At 74.3% G+C, this 17,710-nt stretch carries 11 protein-coding genes; 8 read left to right on the top strand and 3 right to left on the bottom strand.

Annotation, left to right across the window (positions count from 1 at the left end):
- Window positions 1–116 precede the first annotated feature (116 nt).
- From IE311_RS33900 to moeZ, 5 genes are all read left to right on the top strand, one after another.
- Window positions 117–1,775, top strand: coding sequence for a glycosyltransferase (locus IE311_RS33900; RefSeq protein ID WP_189835723.1), 1,659 nt, complete (start codon window positions 117–119; stop codon window positions 1,773–1,775).
- The gene (locus tag IE311_RS33895; protein WP_229902339.1) at window positions 1,768–3,186 is read left to right on the top strand and encodes a hypothetical protein; all 1,419 of its coding nucleotides are present in this window, start codon (window positions 1,768–1,770) and stop codon (window positions 3,184–3,186) included. The genes IE311_RS33900 and IE311_RS33895 overlap by 8 nt, the downstream gene beginning before the upstream one ends.
- 202 nt (window positions 3,187–3,388) lie before the next feature.
- Window positions 3,389–4,360: an NAD-dependent epimerase/dehydratase family protein gene (locus IE311_RS33890; protein WP_189835722.1), complete on the top strand. Its 972-nt coding sequence runs from the start codon at window positions 3,389–3,391 to the stop codon at window positions 4,358–4,360.
- On the top strand, window positions 4,348–5,085 hold the full coding sequence (locus IE311_RS33885; RefSeq protein ID WP_189835721.1) for a spherulation-specific family 4 protein: 738 nt from the start codon (window positions 4,348–4,350) through the stop codon (window positions 5,083–5,085). Before IE311_RS33890 ends, IE311_RS33885 begins: the two co-directional genes overlap by 13 nt.
- A 63-nt stretch (window positions 5,086–5,148) precedes the next feature.
- Complete coding sequence (moeZ, locus tag IE311_RS33880; protein ID WP_189835720.1) at window positions 5,149–6,327, top strand: adenylyltransferase/sulfurtransferase MoeZ; 1,179 nt, start codon at window positions 5,149–5,151, stop codon at window positions 6,325–6,327.
- Window positions 6,328–6,404: 77 nt separating this feature from the next.
- On the opposite strand, the gene IE311_RS33875 is transcribed toward moeZ, so the two are convergent.
- From IE311_RS33875 to IE311_RS33865, 3 genes are all read right to left on the bottom strand, one after another.
- Window positions 6,405–8,003, bottom strand: coding sequence for an alpha/beta hydrolase (locus tag IE311_RS33875; RefSeq protein WP_189835719.1), 1,599 nt, complete (start codon window positions 8,001–8,003; stop codon window positions 6,405–6,407).
- Between the two features lie 54 nt (window positions 8,004–8,057).
- Complete coding sequence (locus IE311_RS33870; RefSeq protein ID WP_189835718.1) at window positions 8,058–9,644, bottom strand: alpha/beta hydrolase; 1,587 nt, start codon at window positions 9,642–9,644, stop codon at window positions 8,058–8,060.
- A 79-nt stretch (window positions 9,645–9,723) separates the two neighbouring features.
- The gene (locus tag IE311_RS33865; RefSeq protein WP_189835717.1) at window positions 9,724–12,375 is read right to left on the bottom strand and encodes a flippase-like domain-containing protein; all 2,652 of its coding nucleotides are present in this window, start codon (window positions 12,373–12,375) and stop codon (window positions 9,724–9,726) included.
- 174 nt (window positions 12,376–12,549) lie between these two features.
- Here IE311_RS33865 and IE311_RS33860 point away from each other — a divergent pair, with 174 nt between their 5' ends.
- The 3 genes from IE311_RS33860 (at window position 12,550) to IE311_RS33850 (ending at window position 17,627) form a co-directional block, all read left to right on the top strand.
- Window positions 12,550–12,915, top strand: coding sequence for an MGMT family protein (locus IE311_RS33860; RefSeq protein WP_189835716.1), 366 nt, complete (start codon window positions 12,550–12,552; stop codon window positions 12,913–12,915).
- A gap of 242 nt (window positions 12,916–13,157) precedes the next feature.
- Window positions 13,158–16,730: an ATP-dependent helicase gene (locus tag IE311_RS33855; RefSeq protein ID WP_189835715.1), complete on the top strand. Its 3,573-nt coding sequence runs from the start codon at window positions 13,158–13,160 to the stop codon at window positions 16,728–16,730.
- Window positions 16,731–16,817: 87 nt separating this feature from the next.
- Window positions 16,818–17,627, top strand: a complete 810-nt coding sequence (locus IE311_RS33850; protein ID WP_189835714.1) for a hypothetical protein — start codon at window positions 16,818–16,820, stop codon at window positions 17,625–17,627.
- Window positions 17,628–17,710: the final 83 nt, after the last annotated feature.

The following is a 17,710-nucleotide window of genomic DNA, read 5'->3' as shown; positions in this document are numbered from 1 at the left end:
CCCGCCCCCCCCCCCCCCCCCCCCCCCCCCACCACCGGTATCTCCGCTTACGTTCTTCCCGCTGCGAGTCGCCGGACCAACGGTGGCCGTCGTCAAGGGAGATCGGGGGTGCACTCGTGCGGATCGGACTGCTCACGGAGGGTGGCTACCCGTACGCCACCGGTGAGTCCGCACTCTGGTGCGAGCGACTCGTCCACGGACTCGGACAGCACCAGTTCGACCTGTACGCCCTCGGCGGGACCGGCACCCCGCGCCCCCTCCCCCCGAACGCCCGCGTCGCGCGCGCCGCCGACCCGGGAAGCCCCGAGGGGAACGCGACGGCCGGAAGCCTCCTGGAGCGGACCGTCTTCGGCGCCCACCGCGCCGCCCGTCGCGCCTACGGCCGACGCGAGCGACGCCGCTTCACGGACGCCTTCCACCAGCTGGCGCTGGGACTCTGCGCCGAGGGGGACGCCGCGACCGGAACCGACGGCGCCTTCGCCACCGGTCTCTACGCACTCGCCGAACTCGCCCGTGAGCGGGGCGGACTGCCCGGCGCGCTCCGCTCCGACGACGCCGTCCGCACCCTTGAATCCGCCTGCCGCGCGCCCGGCGCACGCCGGGGCGCGGCCGCCGCCGGACTCCCCGACCATCTCGCCTTCGCCGAGCACCTGGAGCGCACCCTGCGCCCCCTCTCCCTCGACTGGTACACCGAGGAGGCGCTCGGCGCGGCCGACCTCTGCCACGCCGCGGCCGGAGGCACCACCGCCCTCCCCGGGCTGCTGGCCAAACGCTTCTTCGCAACCCCGCTGCTCGTCACCGAGTACGGCGTACAACTGCGCTCCCACTACCTCGCCGCCGGAGCCGACGGCTCCCCGCCCCTGCGCACCCTGCTCGCCGCCCTCCACGGCCGGCTCGCCTCCGAGATCTACCGGCAGGCCGCCCTCCTCACCCCCGGCAACGCCCACACCCGCCGCTGGCAGGAGAAGTGCGGCGCCGACCGGGCCCGCACCCGCACCGTCCACCCCGGCATGGCCGCCGACCGCTTCGCCGAGGTCGGCGAGGACGAGGAGAGCGGCGACCCCGCCACCCTGGTCTGGGTCGGCCGCGTCGAACCCGCCAAGGACCTCATCGCCCTGCTGCACGCCTTCCACGAGATCAGGGCCCGACAGCCCGACGCACGGCTGAGGATCGTCGCCGTGCCCGTACGGGAGCCCGGCGCCGGCGCGTACCTCACCCACTGCAAGGGGCTCGCCGCCCAGCTCTTCCCCGACGAGGCCACCAGGGCGCACGCCGTCGGCGAGAACCCGGTCGCCTTCGAGGAACTCGGCGGCCCCGAGGCGCCCACCCTCGAGGACACCTACGCCTCCGGCGCGGTCGTCGTCCTGTCCAGCGTCGTCGAGGGCTTCCCCGCCGGCCTCGTCGAGGCGATGTTCTGCGCCCGCGCCACCGTCTCCACCGACGTCGGCGCGGTCGTCGAGATCATCGGAGGCACCGGCCTCGTCGTCCCGCCCCGCAACCCCCGCGCGCTCGCCGACGCCTGCCTCGCGCTGCTCCGTGACCCCGAGCGCCGCCACCGGCTCGGCGCCGCGGCCCGCGCCCGCGCGCTCGAACTCTTCACCGTCGAACAGAACCTCGCCGCGTTCCGCGGTATCTACCTGGAGCTCCTCTCCCACGCGCCGGTACGCCACCGCCCCGGGGACGGCGTGCCCTTCGCCCACCCCGCCGAGGCGCACGTACCGGGCAGCTGGGCGCAGCAGGCCGTGGCCGCCGGGACAGGAGCCCCCGATGCCTGAAGGAGACACCCCCATGCGCGGCTCCGCCGCCCCGACGAGCCCCGGAGCCTGGGACGCACGCTCCGAGGCCCTCCTCGGCGCCCCCGCACTGACCCCGCCCGCCGCGGACACCCTCGGCCCGCACACCGCCGAGGACACCGTCGACACCCCCGCGTCCGGGATAACCCCGGCCCCGGGGGAGACCGCCCCGGCGCCCCCGCGGGACACCGACCGGGAAGCGCCCACCGCCCCGGCGCCCGCGCCCGACGCGGACGGGGCGCCCGACACGGACGCCGCGCCCGGCACGGACGGGGCGCCCGACACGGACGCCGCGCCCGGCACGGATCGCGAGGCCGTCGCCGGGACGACCCCGCCCGCCCCCGTCCCCGTCGCCCGCCCCCGGCGGGGGAACGCCGACCCCGTGAAGGTGCTCATGCACCGCCACCGGGAACTCTGCGAGCGGGCCGTCGACCCCCTGGAGATCGCCGCCGGACTCGAAGCGCAGGGGTTCACCGACCGGACCGCCGCACGCTTCCGGCACCGGGACGTCTTCTCGCTGGCCGAGGAGCTGTACGCACGGGTGCCCCGGGGAAGCGCGCCCGCCGCGCCCCCGGTCCCGGCCGCACCCGGTACCGACGCCTGGGTGCTCGCCGCCCTCGCCCCGGGCGCCGCCGCCGCGCTCACCGGCATCGGGCTCACCTTCACCCACGGACCCGTGCGGACCGCCGTCGGCGCGGCCGGCGCCCTCCTGCTCACCGGGGCGCTCCTCCTCGCCGTCCGGCGCGGCCCCTTCCGCGCCCCCGACGGCGGCACCGTACCCGCCGCCCGCCTCTGGACCCTCTGGCTCCTGGCGTACGCGGTCTGCGGCGACGGACTCCTGACCCAGGTGCTCAGCGGCGGCCCCGACGGCCCCTGGGACCTGACCCCCGGCCCGCTCCTCGGCCTCGCCCTCGCCGTCGCCCCCGCCGCCTGGTGCGCCCGGCTCTTCGCCCACCGGGCCCGTCGCCGGATCGCCGACAGCCGGGGACTCGCCGACTTCGCCGCCTCCGCCCAGGCGCTGCTCCTCGGCACCGTGACCCTCCAGCTGCTCGCCCTCACCGTCCTGCTCGGGCTCACCGCGTTCAGTCCCGGGGCCCTGGCCCTCGGCGCGCTCCTGCTGCTCGCCCGGCTCCTCACCGTCCACGGCTTCCCCGAGACGGCAGCCGCCGCCCTCGCCGCCGCCGGCGCCGCCGAGGCGCTCGCCCTCGCGAGCGTCCTCGCCGCCCGGGTCCCCGTCCCCGGCTTCGACGGGCTCGCCGCCCCCGTCCGCGCCGTCGTCGACACCTGGGGCCCCGGGGCCGTACCCACCCTCGTCTGCGGCGCCACCGCGCTCGGCCTGCTGGCCCACGCGACCGGCGCCCTCTCCCGGGCCTCGGCCCACGCCACCCCGTGAGAACCCGCCGCAGCGCCCGCCGGAGGCCGGGCGACCACAGCACTCGCCACCCTGCCGAGCCTCCCGCCAGAAGACCTCTTCGCACCCGCGGAGCCGACGCCGCGGGCGCGCCCCGTCACCTCTCTCATCACCCCGCAAGGAGATCGAAGACCATGACCCCATCACCCCAGGAAACGGCCGGTCGGCGCGAAGGGGCCGCACGATGAGGGTGCTGCTGCTCGGAGCCAACGGCTTCATCGGACGCTTCGTCGCCGACCGGCTGCTCGCCGACCCGGCCGTCCACCTCACCGCGCTCGGCCGGGGCGACGACGCCGACGTGCGTTTCGACCTCGCCTCCGGAAGTCCGGGCGCGCTGACCCGCTTCCTCGACGCCGTCCACCCCGGAGTCGTCGTGAACTGCGCGGGCGCCACCCGCGGCGGCGCCCGCGACCTGACCCGGCACAACACCGTCGCCGTCGCCACGGTCTGCGAGGCCCTGCGGCGCAGCGGCTGCGGCGCCCGGCTCGTCCAGGTCGGCTGCGCCTCGGAGTACGGGCCGAGCCAGCCCGGCTCCTCCACCGCCGAGGACGCCGTACCCCGCCCCGGAGGTCCTTACGGGGTGTCGAAGCTGGCGGCGACCGAACTCGTCCTCGGTTCGGGGCTCGACGCCGTCGTGCTCCGGGTGTTCTCGCCGGTGGGTCCCGGCACGCCCGCCGGCTCGCCGCTCGGCCGTCTCGCCGAGGCGATGCGCCGGGCCATGCAGGCCGGGGACGGCGAGCTCAAGCTCAGCGGCCTCGGAGTGCAGCGGGACTTCGTCGACGTCCGGGACGTGGCGCGGGCCGTGCACGCGGCCTCGCTCTCCGCCGCCCAGGGCGTCGTCAACATCGGCACCGGCCGCGCGGTCCGGCTCCGGGACGCCGCCGCCGTCCTGGCCAGGGTCGCGGGCTACTCCGGCAACCTGCACGAGCTGGACGCCCCGCACGGCCTGCAGCAGCGCCCGATGATCGGCGCCCCGCGCACCGAGGGGACCATCGCCGACCAGCTGGCCGCCGCCCCGTATCCGTACCCCGACGGCTGCGGACCCTGGCAGCAGGCCGACGTCCGCACCGCCCGCGACCGGCTCGGCTGGCGGCCCCGGATCAACCTGGAGGAGTCCCTCGCCGACATCTGGATGGAGGCGGCGTGTCGCATCTGACGGCGACGGGGGCGGTCCAGGCACTGGGGGTGGGCGTGCCCGGCTACGCCCACCCGCTGCTCGCCCCCGTCGAGTGGGGCGAGCTGACCCGCCCCGGGACCCCGCTGCACTGGGCGGTGCTCAATGTGGCGGAGGGCCCGGGCAGCCGCCCCGACCCGCACTGTCTGGAGGCGGCGGGGAGGCTCCGCAACGCCGGGGTCCGGGTCCTCGGGCACCTGGACGCGGCCCACGGTTCCCGGCCGTTCGGTGAGCTGGTCTCGGACGCCCACCGTTTCGTCGACTGGTACAAGGTCGACGGCTACTACCTGGACCGCTGCCCCGCGGACCGGGCGGACCTGGCCGGGGTGCGGCGGGTCACCGCCACCCTGGAGGCGGTCCTCGGCGGTGAGGCCCATCTGGTCCTCGGCCACGGCACCCATCCCCACCCGGGGTACGCCGAGACCGCCGACCAGCTGGTGACCTTCTCCGGGGCCTGGGCGGACTACCGCTGGTCGCAGGTGGCCGAGTGGACCGCCGAGTACACGGAGGCGAAGTTCGTCCATCTCGTGCACGGCGTTCCGCGCACCCACCTGGAGGAGGCCCTGCGGATCGCCCGCTGGCAGGGGGCCGGGACGATCTTCTTCACCGACCGGACGGGGGCCCCGGAGCAAAGCACCCCATTCCACTCGCTGCCCGGCTACTGGGACGAAATCGTCTCGCGGATCGGACCGGGTGTCTCGGAATGAGGAGGAGCGTGGCAGTGTTACGGGGAGAACAACCGTACTGACATACCGACAACCGGAGTCCCCGTGTCGCTGCCACCCCTGGTCGAGCCGGCTGCCGAGCTCACCGTAGACGAGGTCCGCAGGTACTCCCGCCACCTGATCATCCCGGACGTCGGGATGGACGGGCAGAAGCGGCTGAAGAACGCCAAGGTGCTGTGTGTCGGCGCCGGAGGCCTCGGCTCGCCGGCGCTGATGTACCTGGCCGCCGCCGGCGTGGGCACGCTCGGCATCGTGGAGTTCGACGAGGTCGACGAGTCGAACCTCCAGCGCCAGATCATCCACAGCCAGGCCGACATCGGCCGCTCCAAGGCCGCCTCGGCGCGCGACAGCGTGCTCGGCATCAACCCGTACGTGAACGTGATCCTCCACGAAGAGCGGCTCGAGGCCGAGAACGTGATGGACATCTTCAGCCAGTACGACCTGATCGTCGACGGCACGGACAACTTCGCCACGCGCTACCTCGTCAACGACGCGGCCGTGCTGCTGAACAAGCCGTACGTCTGGGGCTCCATCTACCGGTTCGACGGCCAGGCGTCCGTCTTCTGGTCCGAGCACGGCCCCTGCTACCGCTGCCTCTACCCGGAGCCCCCGCCGCCGGGCATGGTCCCGTCCTGCGCCGAGGGCGGCGTCCTGGGCGTGCTGTGCGCGTCCATCGGCTCCATCCAGGTCACCGAGGCCATCAAGCTCCTGGCCGGCGTGGGCGACCCGCTGGTCGGCCGGCTGATGATCTACGACGCCCTGGAGATGCAGTACCGCCAGGTGAAGGTCCGCAAGGACCCGAACTGCGCGGTCTGCGGCGAGAACCCGACCGTCACCGAGCTCATCGACTACGAGGCCTTCTGCGGCGTCGTGTCCGAGGAGGCCCAGGAGGCGGCGCTCGGCTCCACGATCACTCCGAAGCAGCTCAAGGAGTGGATCGACGAGGGCGAGAACATCGACATCATCGACGTCCGCGAGCCGAACGAGTACGAGATCGTCTCGATCCCGGGCGCGCGTCTGATCCCGAAGAACGAGTTCCTCATGGGCACCGCCCTCCAGGACCTCCCGCAGGACAAGCGCATCGTCCTGCACTGCAAGACGGGTGTCCGCAGCGCGGAGGTCCTCGCCGTGCTCAAGTCCGCGGGCTTCGCGGACGCGGTGCACGTCGGCGGCGGCGTGATCGGCTGGGTGCACCAGATCGAGCCCGAGAAGCCGGTCTACTAGGCCCACCGGACGACCGAACGGGAAGGGGCCCGGATCTCGCGAAGAGATCCGGGCCCCTTCTCATGCCCGCACACGGCTCACGCCCCGCTGCGAGCCGCCCCGCTGGAGCAGGTCTTGCCGTACGCGGGGACCTTGCCGTCCAGGAAGTACGCGTCGATCGTCGCCGTCACGCACGACGAGGTGCCGTACGCGCCGTGTCCCTCGCCCTCGTTGGTGACGAGGACGCCGACACCCGTGCCGAGTTCCTTCGCCATCTTCTCCGCACCCTCGTACGGGGTCGCCGGATCGCCCGTCGTGCCGACGACGAGGACCGGGGCGGCGCCCGGGGCACTGGCCTCCGGGGTCGCCCGCTCGCCCTTCACCGGCCACTCGGCACACCAGCCGGCCGTGTCCCAGGCGAGGAACTCGCCGAACACGGGGGAGAGCCGCCGGAATTCGGGGATCAGGGCCTTCGCCTCCGCCGCGGTCGGCCGGGCGCTGGAGTCGGCACAGGAGATCGCCCGCTGCGAGTGCGTCTGGGTGGCGTAGTGGCCGTTCGCGTCACGGTCGTTGTAGTAGTCCGCGAGTTCGAGCAGGGCGCCGCCGCGCCCCTTCTCGGCGTCCGCGAGGGCCGCCGTCAGCAGGGGCCAGTTGGACTGCCCGTACAGCGTCACCGCGATGCCCGTGAGCGCCAGGCCCTCGGTGAGCCGCCGCTCGCCGACTGTCAGCGGTGCGCGGTCGAGCTTCCGCAGCAGGCGCGCGATCCGCTCGGTCCCGTCCTCGGGGTCCTGGCCGGTGCTCTTCAGATAGTTGCCCAGGGCCCGCTGGAAGCCGATCGTCTGGTGGCGGGCGTGTCCGACGGTGTCGGCGGTCGGGTCGACGACCGCGTCGAGCACGAGCCGGCCCACGTTCTTCGGGAAGAGATGGGCGTACGTGCCGCCGAGCTGCGTGCCGTACGAGATGCCGAAGTAGTGGAGCTTCTGGTCCCCGAGGACCCGCCGGATCAGGTCCAGGTCCCGGGCGGTGGCGGTGGTCGTGGTGTACGGGACGACCTTGCCGGAGCGGCGGGCGCAGCCGGCGGCGAAGGCGGCGTTGTCCTCGAGGTACGCGGCCTCCTCCTCGGCGGAGTCCGGGGTGAGGTCCACCGTGGCCTCGGCGGCGGCCTGCTCGGCGTCGGTCCGGCAGACGACACCGGCGCTGCGGTTGACCCCGCGCGGGTCGAAGCCCACCAGGTCGTAGCGCTCGCCGAGCTTGCGGTAGTCCTCCTCGACCTGCGGCAGGATGTCGACGCCGGAGGCGCCGGGGCCGCCGAAGTTGAAGAGCAGCGAGCCGATGCGGTCGGCCTTGCGCCCCGCCTCCTTGCGGATCAGGGCGATCGGGATCGTCGCGCCCTCGGGCTTCGCGTGGTCGAGCGGCACCTTCACGGTGGCGCAGCGCCAGTTCCCGCCCGGCTTCGCCCGGTCCGGTCCGGCGGCCGGGCAGGCCTTCCACTCGGGGCGCTGGCCGGTGAGGGAGGCGGGGAGCGGGGGAGTGGCGGGGGTGGCCGAGGGGGCGGCGCCGGTGGCCGAGGGCGTGGCGTCGGCCGTGGCCGTCCGCCGGTCCGGGGTGGCGGCCGGCGCACCGCCGCCGGCGCTCGTGCAGCCCGCGACCAGCAGGCCGGTGACGGCCAGGACCGCCACCCGTATGCGTATGGACATGTGTTCCCCCCAGGAGCCCGACAGGGCGGCCCATCCTAGGGGGAGCCCTCGGGGCTACTTGCAGACGCTTCCGGAGACCGGGACCTTGCCGTCCAGGAGGTACGCGTCGACCGCCTTCTTCACGCACCCGTTGCCGCTGTTGTAGGCGCCGTGGCCCTCGCCCTCGTAGGTCAGCTCCACCCCGACACCGTCGCCGAGCGCCTTCACCATCGCCCGGGCGCCCTCGTACGGCGTGGCCGGGTCGCCGGTGTTGCCGACGACCAGGATCGGCGCCGAGCCGGGCGCGGAGACGTCGGGGTGCTCCCAGGTTCCGGGCACCGGCCACTGCGAGCAGCTCGCGAGCGCCCAGCCCATGAAGTCGCCGAACACGGGGGAGGCCTCGCGGAACTCGCCGAGCCGCTCCTTCGCCTGGCCGAGGGTGTAGCGCTGCTTGAAGTCGACGCAGTTGATGGCGGCGTTGGCGGCCTGGATGTTGCTGTAGGAGCCGTTCTGGCCGCGCCCGTTCATCGAGTCGGAGAGGCTGAGGAGCAGTGCTCCGTCGCCGCCCTCGGCATCGTTGAGGCCCTGCTCCAGATAGGTCCAGTACTCCTTGGAGTAGAGGGCCTGCGCGATGCCGTTGGTGGCCTGTGTCTGGGTGAGCCTGCGTTCCCCGATGCCCGGGATGGGCTGCTTGTCGAGGGAGGCGAGGAGGTCCGTGATGAAGGACTCGATCTCGGCGACGCTCGTACCGGGCAGGGTGCACTCGTCACCCCGGTCCACACAGTCCTGGGCGAAGTTGTCCAGGGCGAGCTGGAAGCCCTTCGCCTGGCCGAGGGCGCCCTCCTCGACACCCGCGTCCGGGTCGACGACGGCGTCGAAGACGGCCCGGCCGACGTTCTTCGGGAACAGATGGGCGTAGACGCCGCCGAGTTCGGTGCCGTACGAGATGCCGAAGTAGTGCAGCTTGTCGTCGCCGAGGACCTGGCGCATCAGGTCCATGTCCCGGGCGGCGTTCTCGGTCCCGACGTGCGGCAGGGACGGGCCCGCGTCCCTCTCGCAGCCGGCCGCGTACCGCTTCTGCGCGTCCGACAGCGTCCGCTCCTCCGCCTCGTCGTCGGGCGTGAAGTCCAGGGCGTAGTAGGCGTCGAGCTCCTTGTCGGTGAGGCACTCGACGGGGTCGCTGCGGCCGACCCCGCGCGGGTCGAAGGAGACCAGGTCGTAGCGGCCGCGCAGGCTCTCGTACTCGTTGGCGAAGGCGGGCAGTCCGGTGATGCCGGAGCCGCCGGGCCCGCCGAAGTTGAAGACGAGCGAACCGATCCGCCGGTCCTGGTCACGGGCCCGGGCCCGGATGAGCGCGAGTTCGATCGTCTCGCCCTCCGGCACCGCCCAGTCGAGCGGAGCCTGCAGGAAGGAGCACTCCCAGGTGGCGCCGCCGGGCAGCGGCGAGGGCGCGGGCCCGCCGCCCTCGGCGGCGGACGGCGCGGGACACGGCGCCCAGGCCAGCTTCTGCGAGGTCAGCGCCGAGAGCCCGGCCGAACCGCTCGGCTTCGTCGCTTCGGCCGTGTCGTCTCCCCCGTCCGAGCAGCCGGCGGCGAGCAGCACGGTGGTGGCGGTGAGCAGAGCGGCGCGGTGGGCGGCGCGCCGGGCGGCGGAGATCGGCATAGGCCCATGGTGGGCCGCCGCCTGCGCCGCCGCGCGGGACGGAGGTCCATGCGGGTGGCGCGCGGAGGGACTCCGCCGCTTACAGCGCTTCGCGTTTGGTCAGCCAGTTGAAGCAGATCCAGCCCGGGAGGACCGGGAGCCACAGGGTCAGCAGGCGGTAGAGCAGGACGGCCGGGGTCGCGACCTCGGCGGGCAGGCCGACCGCGATCAGACCCAGGGTGAGCGCGGTCTCGACGGCTCCCACGCCGCCCGGGGTCGGCGCCGCCGAGCCGAGTGCGTTGCCCGCGAGGAAGACGACGGCCACGCTCGCGTAGCTGATCGACACGCCGTCGTGGTCGAAGGCCTGGATCGAGGCGTGCAGGCAGAGCACGAAGGTGAGGGTGAGCAGCAGCATCCCGCCGATGCCGGTGACCAGCTTCATCGGCCGCTGGAGCACGTCCAGCATGCGCGGCACCACACCGGCGAACAGCGAGCGCAGCCGCGTCGAGACGAACTTCCGCATGAACGGGATCGCCGTCACGACGAGCACGAGCACCGCGACCGTGAGGAGACCGGCGATGACCGTCCTCGACGGGGTGAAGGACTGCGACCGCTCCGTGCCCGTCAGATAGCCGAAGGCGAGCAGCAGCAGGATGTGGGCCCCGAGCCCGAAGAGCTGGGAGGCGCCGACGCTCGCCACCGCGAGCCCCGGGCGCACGCCCGAGCGCTGGAGGAAGCGGGTGTTCAGGGCGACGCCGCCGACCGCCGCCGGGGCGACGATCTTCACGAACGAGCCGGCGACCTGGGCCACCACCGTCCGCCAGAAGCCGACCCGCTCCGGCACGAAGCCGAGCAGGCTCATCGCCGCCGCCACATAGCTGAGCGCGGAGAACAGCACGGCGGCCGCGACCCACCGCCAGTCCGCCTGGCCGATCGTCGACAGCGGCGTCTGGGAGATCTGCGACAGCAGGAAGTACGCGGCGACGGCGCCCGCGATCAGGCTGACCAGGGTGCGCGGCTTGATGCGCTCCAGGCGGACCGGCTCCGCCGGCGCCTGCGGGCGGATCAGCAGCACCTGCTGCCGGATCTGGGCCAGCAGGTCCTCCTCGCGGGCCTCGTCGAGCGCCGTGTCCAGGGCCCGCTTCTCGGCCTTCTTGTCCGCCTTCTTCTCGGCCTTCGTCTCCGCCCGTACGACGGTCGGGTCGGCGGCGGCCTCCGCGGCCTGGGACTTCGCCAGCTCCCGCTCGTGCTTGGCCGCCTCCGAGGCGGCGAGCACGGCCTCGCGCTCGCGTGCCGACCGTTCCCGGGCCTGCCTCCGCAGCGTCGCGCGCGTGGAGCGGCTCATCGCGATCGGCTGGAGCAGGGGCAGACAGTCGGCGACGGCGTCCGGGCCGAGCACCTCGACGGCCGCGGCGACCGTGCGCTCGGCACCGACGCGCAGGCCGAGCGTGGTGAGCAGCTGGGCGATGTCCATCCGAAGGACCAGGTCGCCGGCCGCGATCTCGCCGCCGCGGAGGTCGGTGAGGATCACCCTGCCGGAACGATCCACCAGAATCGCGTCACCCGTGAGCCGACGGTGCGCGATGCGGCGCGACTGCAGGGCCCGGACCTGCCGGAAGGCGCTGCGGACCAGCTCGTCGGTGATGTCGTCGTCGTCGAGGGAGTCGAGGCTCCGGCCGCCGATGTGCTCGTACACGAGCATCACGGCGTCCGGACCGAGCTCGGAGGTGGCGATCAGCTTCGGCGCGTTCGCCCCGGCGGCGATCGCCGCGTACGCGAGGAGCGCCTCCTGCTCCAGCGCCTGCCGCAGCGAGACGATCGACCGGCGGGTGGTGATCGTCCGCAGGGTGATCCGCCGCCAGGCGCGGTAGAAGAAGCCGTGGGCCTGCTGCTCGCGGTCGACGACGGTGACGTCGAGCGGCGGCCCGTCCTCCAGCGTCACGCTGTACCGGCGGCCGCGGTCGCCGCTGTCCGACGAGTCGGGCACGCCCTCGGCGCGCAGCGCCGTCACGGGCCGGAAGCCGACCCTGCGCAGGCCGGCGAGGAGGGTCTGCCCGGTGGGCCGCACATTGGGGGAACCGACCGCGTACAGCGTGCCGTACGCCACGGTCCAGCCGATCAGTACGGTCAGGACGATCGAGAGCGCGGTGGTGTAGCCGGCCACCAGCATGGTGAACGCGTCGAGCAGCAGCACCACCCAGAGCGACACCCGCCAGCGCGGTCTTCGGGCCATCCCCACGGCGGTCATGTACGCGATCACCGGGGCGAGGTAGTTGTGCACCGGGTCGGTGAGGCCGCCGCCGGACTGCGGCTGGGTCAGCGCGTCCTGGATCGTGCCGGGCGCGGCCTGGGCGACCCAGAGATCGGTGGCGAGGGTGACGCCGTGCGCCAGGACGGCGGCGAGGACACCGTCCGCGATGCGCAGCCCGTCCCGTTTGATCAGGCGCTCGATGGCGAAGGCGACGGGAACGAGCAGGACGGCGATGGAGGAGGCGAGACCGGCGATCTTGACGAAGACGTCGGGGGCGCCGACGGTGCCCTTGTTGATGTCCTCCTCGAGACCCGAGGTCGTCGCGTGGGCGAACGCGGCGACGGCGATGACGAGCCCGATGGCGAGCAGACCGGCGAGCAGCCGCATCAGGTCGGAGGGCCGGTGGACGCGCGCCGCGAGCAGCGGCTCGTCGCCGGACACCCGCTCGGGCACGTCAGCCTGGCCCCCCTCAGGAGGCTGAGTGTCCTGGCCCATCACCATGTCCGTCTCTGCGTGCGCGTCGTGTCGTCCGCGTTCTCGCTCGCGGTCTTCCGCGTGCTCTTGTTCCTGTACTTGTCGCTCTTGATCTCGTATCACCAGTCACCGCCCGCACGATGGTGGCACGAAGAGCCGCCGCGCGGAGGCATCAGGGCCATGTCGGTGGGGTGAGGCAGGATGGTGCGGATGAGCATGGAGGAGCCCGTGGGGGAGACCGGAGAACTGCCCGAGTACGCGGAGCGGGTCCTCGACGTCGCCGACGGAATCCCGCCCGGCAGGGTGATGACCTACGGCGACGTCGCGGAATGGCTGGGCGAGGGCGGGCCGCGACAGGTGGGCCGGGTCATGGCCCTCTACGGCGGGAGCGCGCCCTGGTGGCGGGTGGTCCGCGCCGACGGCACGCTGCTCCCCGGGCACGAGCTGCGGGCCCTCGGTCACTACCGCAAGGAGGGCACCCCGCTGCGCGAGGCGGGCCCGGCGGCCGAGGGACACGTACCGAGGATCGACATGCGACGGGCGCGCTGGGACGGAACTCACACCTGAGGGCCTCGGCGGCGGACACGCGCGCGACGGCCGGGCACACACGGGGCGGGCGGGGCGCGAGCGGCTCGGGGAAGGACGCGAACGGTACGGAGCGGGGCACGGAGTACGGCTCGGCGACGGTCCGTTTCGCGTAACGTCGACGTTCGCGTCTCCCGGGGCGAAGGGCCGACGAGCTCCGCGGCCGGCCGCGGAAGACGGCCGCCTCACCCGCACCACCACTCCCACCAGGACCGGCGACCCACGTGAGTACCTCCTCGACCACCCGGCGTACGCCGCCGCACCAGGGACAGCCGTACCCGGGTTCGGGACGGCAGCGGACCCCGGGCGCGTACCGACTGGTGCGTACCACGCCGGCCCCGATGGATCCCCCTCAGCTGGACGCATCCCAGCGGGAAGTGGTTGACCACACCGGCGGACCGCTTCTCGTCCTCGCCGGACCCGGCACCGGCAAGACGACCACCCTGGTCGAGTCCGTCGCCGCCCGGATGGAGAGGGGCGCCGACCCCGAACGCCTCCTCGTCCTCACCTTCAGCCGCAAGGCCGCCGTCGAACTCCGCGACCGCATGGCCGCCCGGCTCGGCGGCCGCCGCCCGCCCCAGGCCACCACCTTCCACTCGTACTGCTACGCCCTGATCCGCGCCCACCAGGACGCCGAGCTCTTCGCCGAACCACTGCGCCTGCTCTCCGGACCCGAGCAGGACCTCGCCGTACGAGAGCTGCTCGCCGGCCATGTCGACCTGGAGAAGAACGGCCTCGGGTCCATCCGCTGGCCCGACGAACTCCGCGCCTGCCTCACCACCCGCGGCTTCGCCGACGAGGTCCGGGCCGTCCTCGCGCGCTCCCGCGAACTGGGCCTCGGACCCGACGCGCTCGCCCGCTTCGCGGAGCGCGTCGGCCGCCCCGACTGGAAGGCCGCCGCCGGCTTCCTCGCCGAGTACCTCGACGTCCTCGACCTCCAGGGCGTCCTCGACTACACCGAACTCGTCCACCGGGCCGTCCTGCTCGCCGGAGACGTCAGCCTGCCCTCGTACGACGCGGTGTACGTCGACGAGTACCAGGACACCGACCCGGCACAGGTCCGGCTGCTCCACGCGCTCGCGGGCGGCGGCCGCCGCACCGTCGTCGCCTTCGGCGACCCGGACCAGTCCATCTACGCCTTCCGCGGCGCCGACGTGAACGGCATCCTCGACTTCCCCGCCTCCTTCGGCGGCGCGGACGTACGCGTCCTGCGCACCGCCCGCCGCTCGGGCGCCGAGCTGCTCGGGGCGACCCGGCTGCTCGGCCTCCGGATGCCGATGCCCCGGCTCCCCGCCGACAAGGTCCGCGCGCACCGGGAGCTCACGGCGACGCGGGAGGGGGGCCGGGTCGAGGCCCACACCTACCCCACGGCCTCCGCGGAGGCCGAGAACATCGCCGACCTGCTGCGCCGGGCCCACCTGGAGGACGGCGTCCCCTGGCAGGACATGGCCGTCCTCACCCGCGCCGCCGCGACCCTCCCGTCCCTCCGCCGCGCCCTCACCTCGGCGGGGGTTCCGGTGGAGACGGACGCGGCGGACACCCCCCTGCGCCACGAGCCGGCGGTGGCACCCCTGCTGCTCGCCCTGCGGGCGGTGTCGACGGCGGACCAGCCCCCGACCCCGACCACGGCCCGGCCTCCGGCCCCGGACGCGATCGAGCCTTCGACCCCTGCGCCGACCGCAGAGCGGCCTTCGGCCTCGGATGCGGTGGAGCCTCCGGCCCCTGCCGCGTACCCCGCACCGCCTTCGGCCTCTGCGCCGGACGCCGAGCAGCCTTCGGCCCCGCCCTCGCCCGGCGCCCAGCCGGAGGACGAACCGCTCGGCGCCCGCGCGCCCGGCCCCGGCGACGACGTCACCGACCCCGGCCCCGGCGACCCGGCCGACCCCGCCTCCCTCCCCGTCGCGGACGGGCCCGCCACCGGCACATGGCTTCGGGTCGAGACCGCGCTCGAACTGCTCGCCTCGCCCCTCGCCGGTGTCGACCCCGCCGACCTGCGCCGTCTCGGCCGAGCCCTCCGCGACGAGGAGCGGGCCGCCGGGAACAAGGTCCCGCCCCCCTCCGACGTGCTGCTCGCCCGCGCCCTCGCCGAGCCCGAGCGGCTCGTCGCCCACGACCCCTCCTACGCGCGCGGGGCCCAGCGCCTCGGCGACCTTCTGCGCCGCACCAGGGTGCTGCTGGCCGACGGCGGTACCGCCGAGGAGGCCCTCTGGGTGCTGTGGAGCGGTACCCCCTGGCCCGGCCGCCTCGAGCGCGCCGCGCTCCGCGGCGGGCCCGCCGGGCGCAACGCCGACCGTGACCTCGACGCCGTCTGCGCCCTCTTCGAGACCGCCGCCCGCGCCGAGGAGCGCGTCGGCGGCCGCGGTGTCCTCAACTTCCTCGAAGAGCTCGACGCCCAGGACATCGCCGCCGACACCCTCACCCGCCGGCACACCCGGCCCGACGCCGTCCGCCTCATGACCGCCCACCGTTCCAAGGGCCTCGAATGGAGCTTCGTCGTCGTCGCCGGTGTCCAGGAGGGTCTCTGGCCGGACCTGCGCCGTCGCGGTTCCCTCCTGGAGGCCGACCGCATCGGCCGGGACGGCCTCGCCGAACCGCTCACCCCCGGCGCGCTCCTCGCCGAGGAGCGCCGGCTCTTCTACGTGGCCGCCACCCGCGCCCGCGACCGGCTCGTGGTCACCGCCGTGAAGGCCGCCGCCGAGGACGGCGACCAGCCCTCCCGGTTCCTCACCGAGCTCGGCGTCGAGCCGAAGGACGTCCCCGGCCGGCCCCGCCGCCCGCTCGCCGTCTCCGCCCTGGTAGCCGAGCTGCGCGCCACCACCGTCGACCCGGACGCCTCGCCCGCGCTCCGCGACGCGGCCGCGCACCGGCTCGCCGAGCTGGCCGCGCTCACCGACGAGGACGGCCAGCCGCTGGTCCCGGCCGCGCATCCGGACCGCTGGTGGGGGCTGTTCGAGCCGACGCGCAGCCCGGCTCCGCTGCGCGAGCGCGACCGGCCGGTCGCCCTCTCGCCGAGCTCCCTGGAGAACCTGGTCGGCACCTGCTCCCTCCAGTGGTTCCTCGGCCGTGAGGTCAAGGCCGCCGCCCCCGCCACCGCCGCCCAGGGCTTCGGCAACGTCGTCCACGTCCTCGCCGACGAGGTCGCCTCCGGCCGTACCCCCGCCGATCTCGACGTCCTGATGGCCCGCCTCGACTCGGTGTGGGACGCGCTCGCCTTCGACGCCCCCTGGAAGTCGGCCCAGGAGAAGCAGCACGCGCGCGTGGCGCTCGAACGCTTCCTCGGCTGGCACGTCATGGACCGGGGCGGCCGCACCCCGGCCGCCTCGGAGCACGGCTTCGACGTGACCCTGGAGGCGGGGGAGTACGAGGTCCGCATTCGCGGCTCCATGGACCGCGTCGAGACCGACGAACACGGCCGCGCGTACGTCGTCGACTTCAAGACGGGCAAGTCGGCCCCCACCAAGGACGAGGTCGCCCACCACCCGCAGCTCGCCGTCTACCAGCTCGCGGTCCGGGAAGGCGCCCTCGACGAGGTCTTCGACGGGCGGCGGCCGGAGCCGGGCGGCGCCGAACTCGTACAGCTGCGGCAGCCGGCGCCGCAGCGGGAGGGCGGGGACGCCCTCCCGAAGGTCCAGGCGCAGGAGCCGCTCGCCGGGGAGTGGGTCGGCGAACTGCTCGCCACCGCCGCGGGCCGGGTCCTCGACGAGCGCTTCACCCCGACCACCGGCCAGCACTGCGCGAACTGCTCCTTCCGGGCCTCGTGCAGCGCCCGGCCGGAAGGCCGCCAGGTCGTCGACTGACGGGCCGCTCCGGGCCGCGGAGGTGCGGCCGGGTGAGCGCGGGGCGACCCTGGTGGACAGGGGTCGGGGAAACGCGAGGAGGCTCGCATGGCGTCCCACCGCAAGCTCCGCGCCGCGGCCGTCGTCTGCGTCGTCGCCGTCGCGGCGGGTCCCGCACCCGCCGCGGCCTGGGCGGACGCCGACGCGCCGGCCGCCGCCGTGCCGTCGGCCGTGGCGCCGTCACCCGATCCCTTCACCGGCCTCACCGCCGACGAGATCGCCGATCGCGCGGTCACCGCGACCCGGTCGGCGACCTCGCTCCGCATGGCCGGCCGGGTCGTCACGGACGGACAGCCCCTCGACATCGACTTCGCCGTCAACGACAAGGACGAGTGCACCGGTCTGATGAAGATCAAGGGCGGCACCGCGGAACTCCGCAGGATCGACCGGATCACCTACATGAAGGGCGACGAGGCGTTCTGGCGCGTCTCCATGGCCTCCCAGGGGATGCCCGAGCCACAGATCGACGTCACCGTCGAGCTGGTCAAGGGCCGCTGGCTGAAGATCGCCCCGGGGCAGCCCGGCGCCTCCGACCTCGGCGGTGTCTGCGACCTGAAGTCGCTGCTCTCCGACCTCGACAAGGACGAGGCCGAGCGCCGCGGCCTGACCAGGGGCCCCGACGCCGAGGTCGACGGCACCCCCGTCGCGACCCTGGTGAAGAAGCGGACCGGCGGCGAGACCACCACCGTCTCCGTCTCCCGGGAGGGCAAGCCGTACATCCTGAAGATGGTCAGGGCGGGCGGCGAGGAACCCGGCACCATGGTGCTCTCCGACTACGACGAGCCCGTCGAGGTGGTCGTCCCGCCCGCCGACGAGACGGTGGACCTGTCCAAGCTGGACGCGGGCACACCCGCCTGAGAAGTGTCCGGAAGGTCCGGTCCCCGGGGACGCCGGTACGACCCGGACCGGGCCGGAATGTCGGTGGTCCGCGTTAGCCTCTT

This window comes from Streptomyces zaomyceticus (assembly GCF_014656215.1).
Taxonomy (GTDB): Bacteria; Actinomycetota; Actinomycetes; order Streptomycetales; family Streptomycetaceae; genus Streptomyces; species Streptomyces zaomyceticus.
The sequence above is the reverse complement of the archived record's forward strand: the minus strand, read 5'-3'. Positions and strand labels throughout refer to the sequence as shown.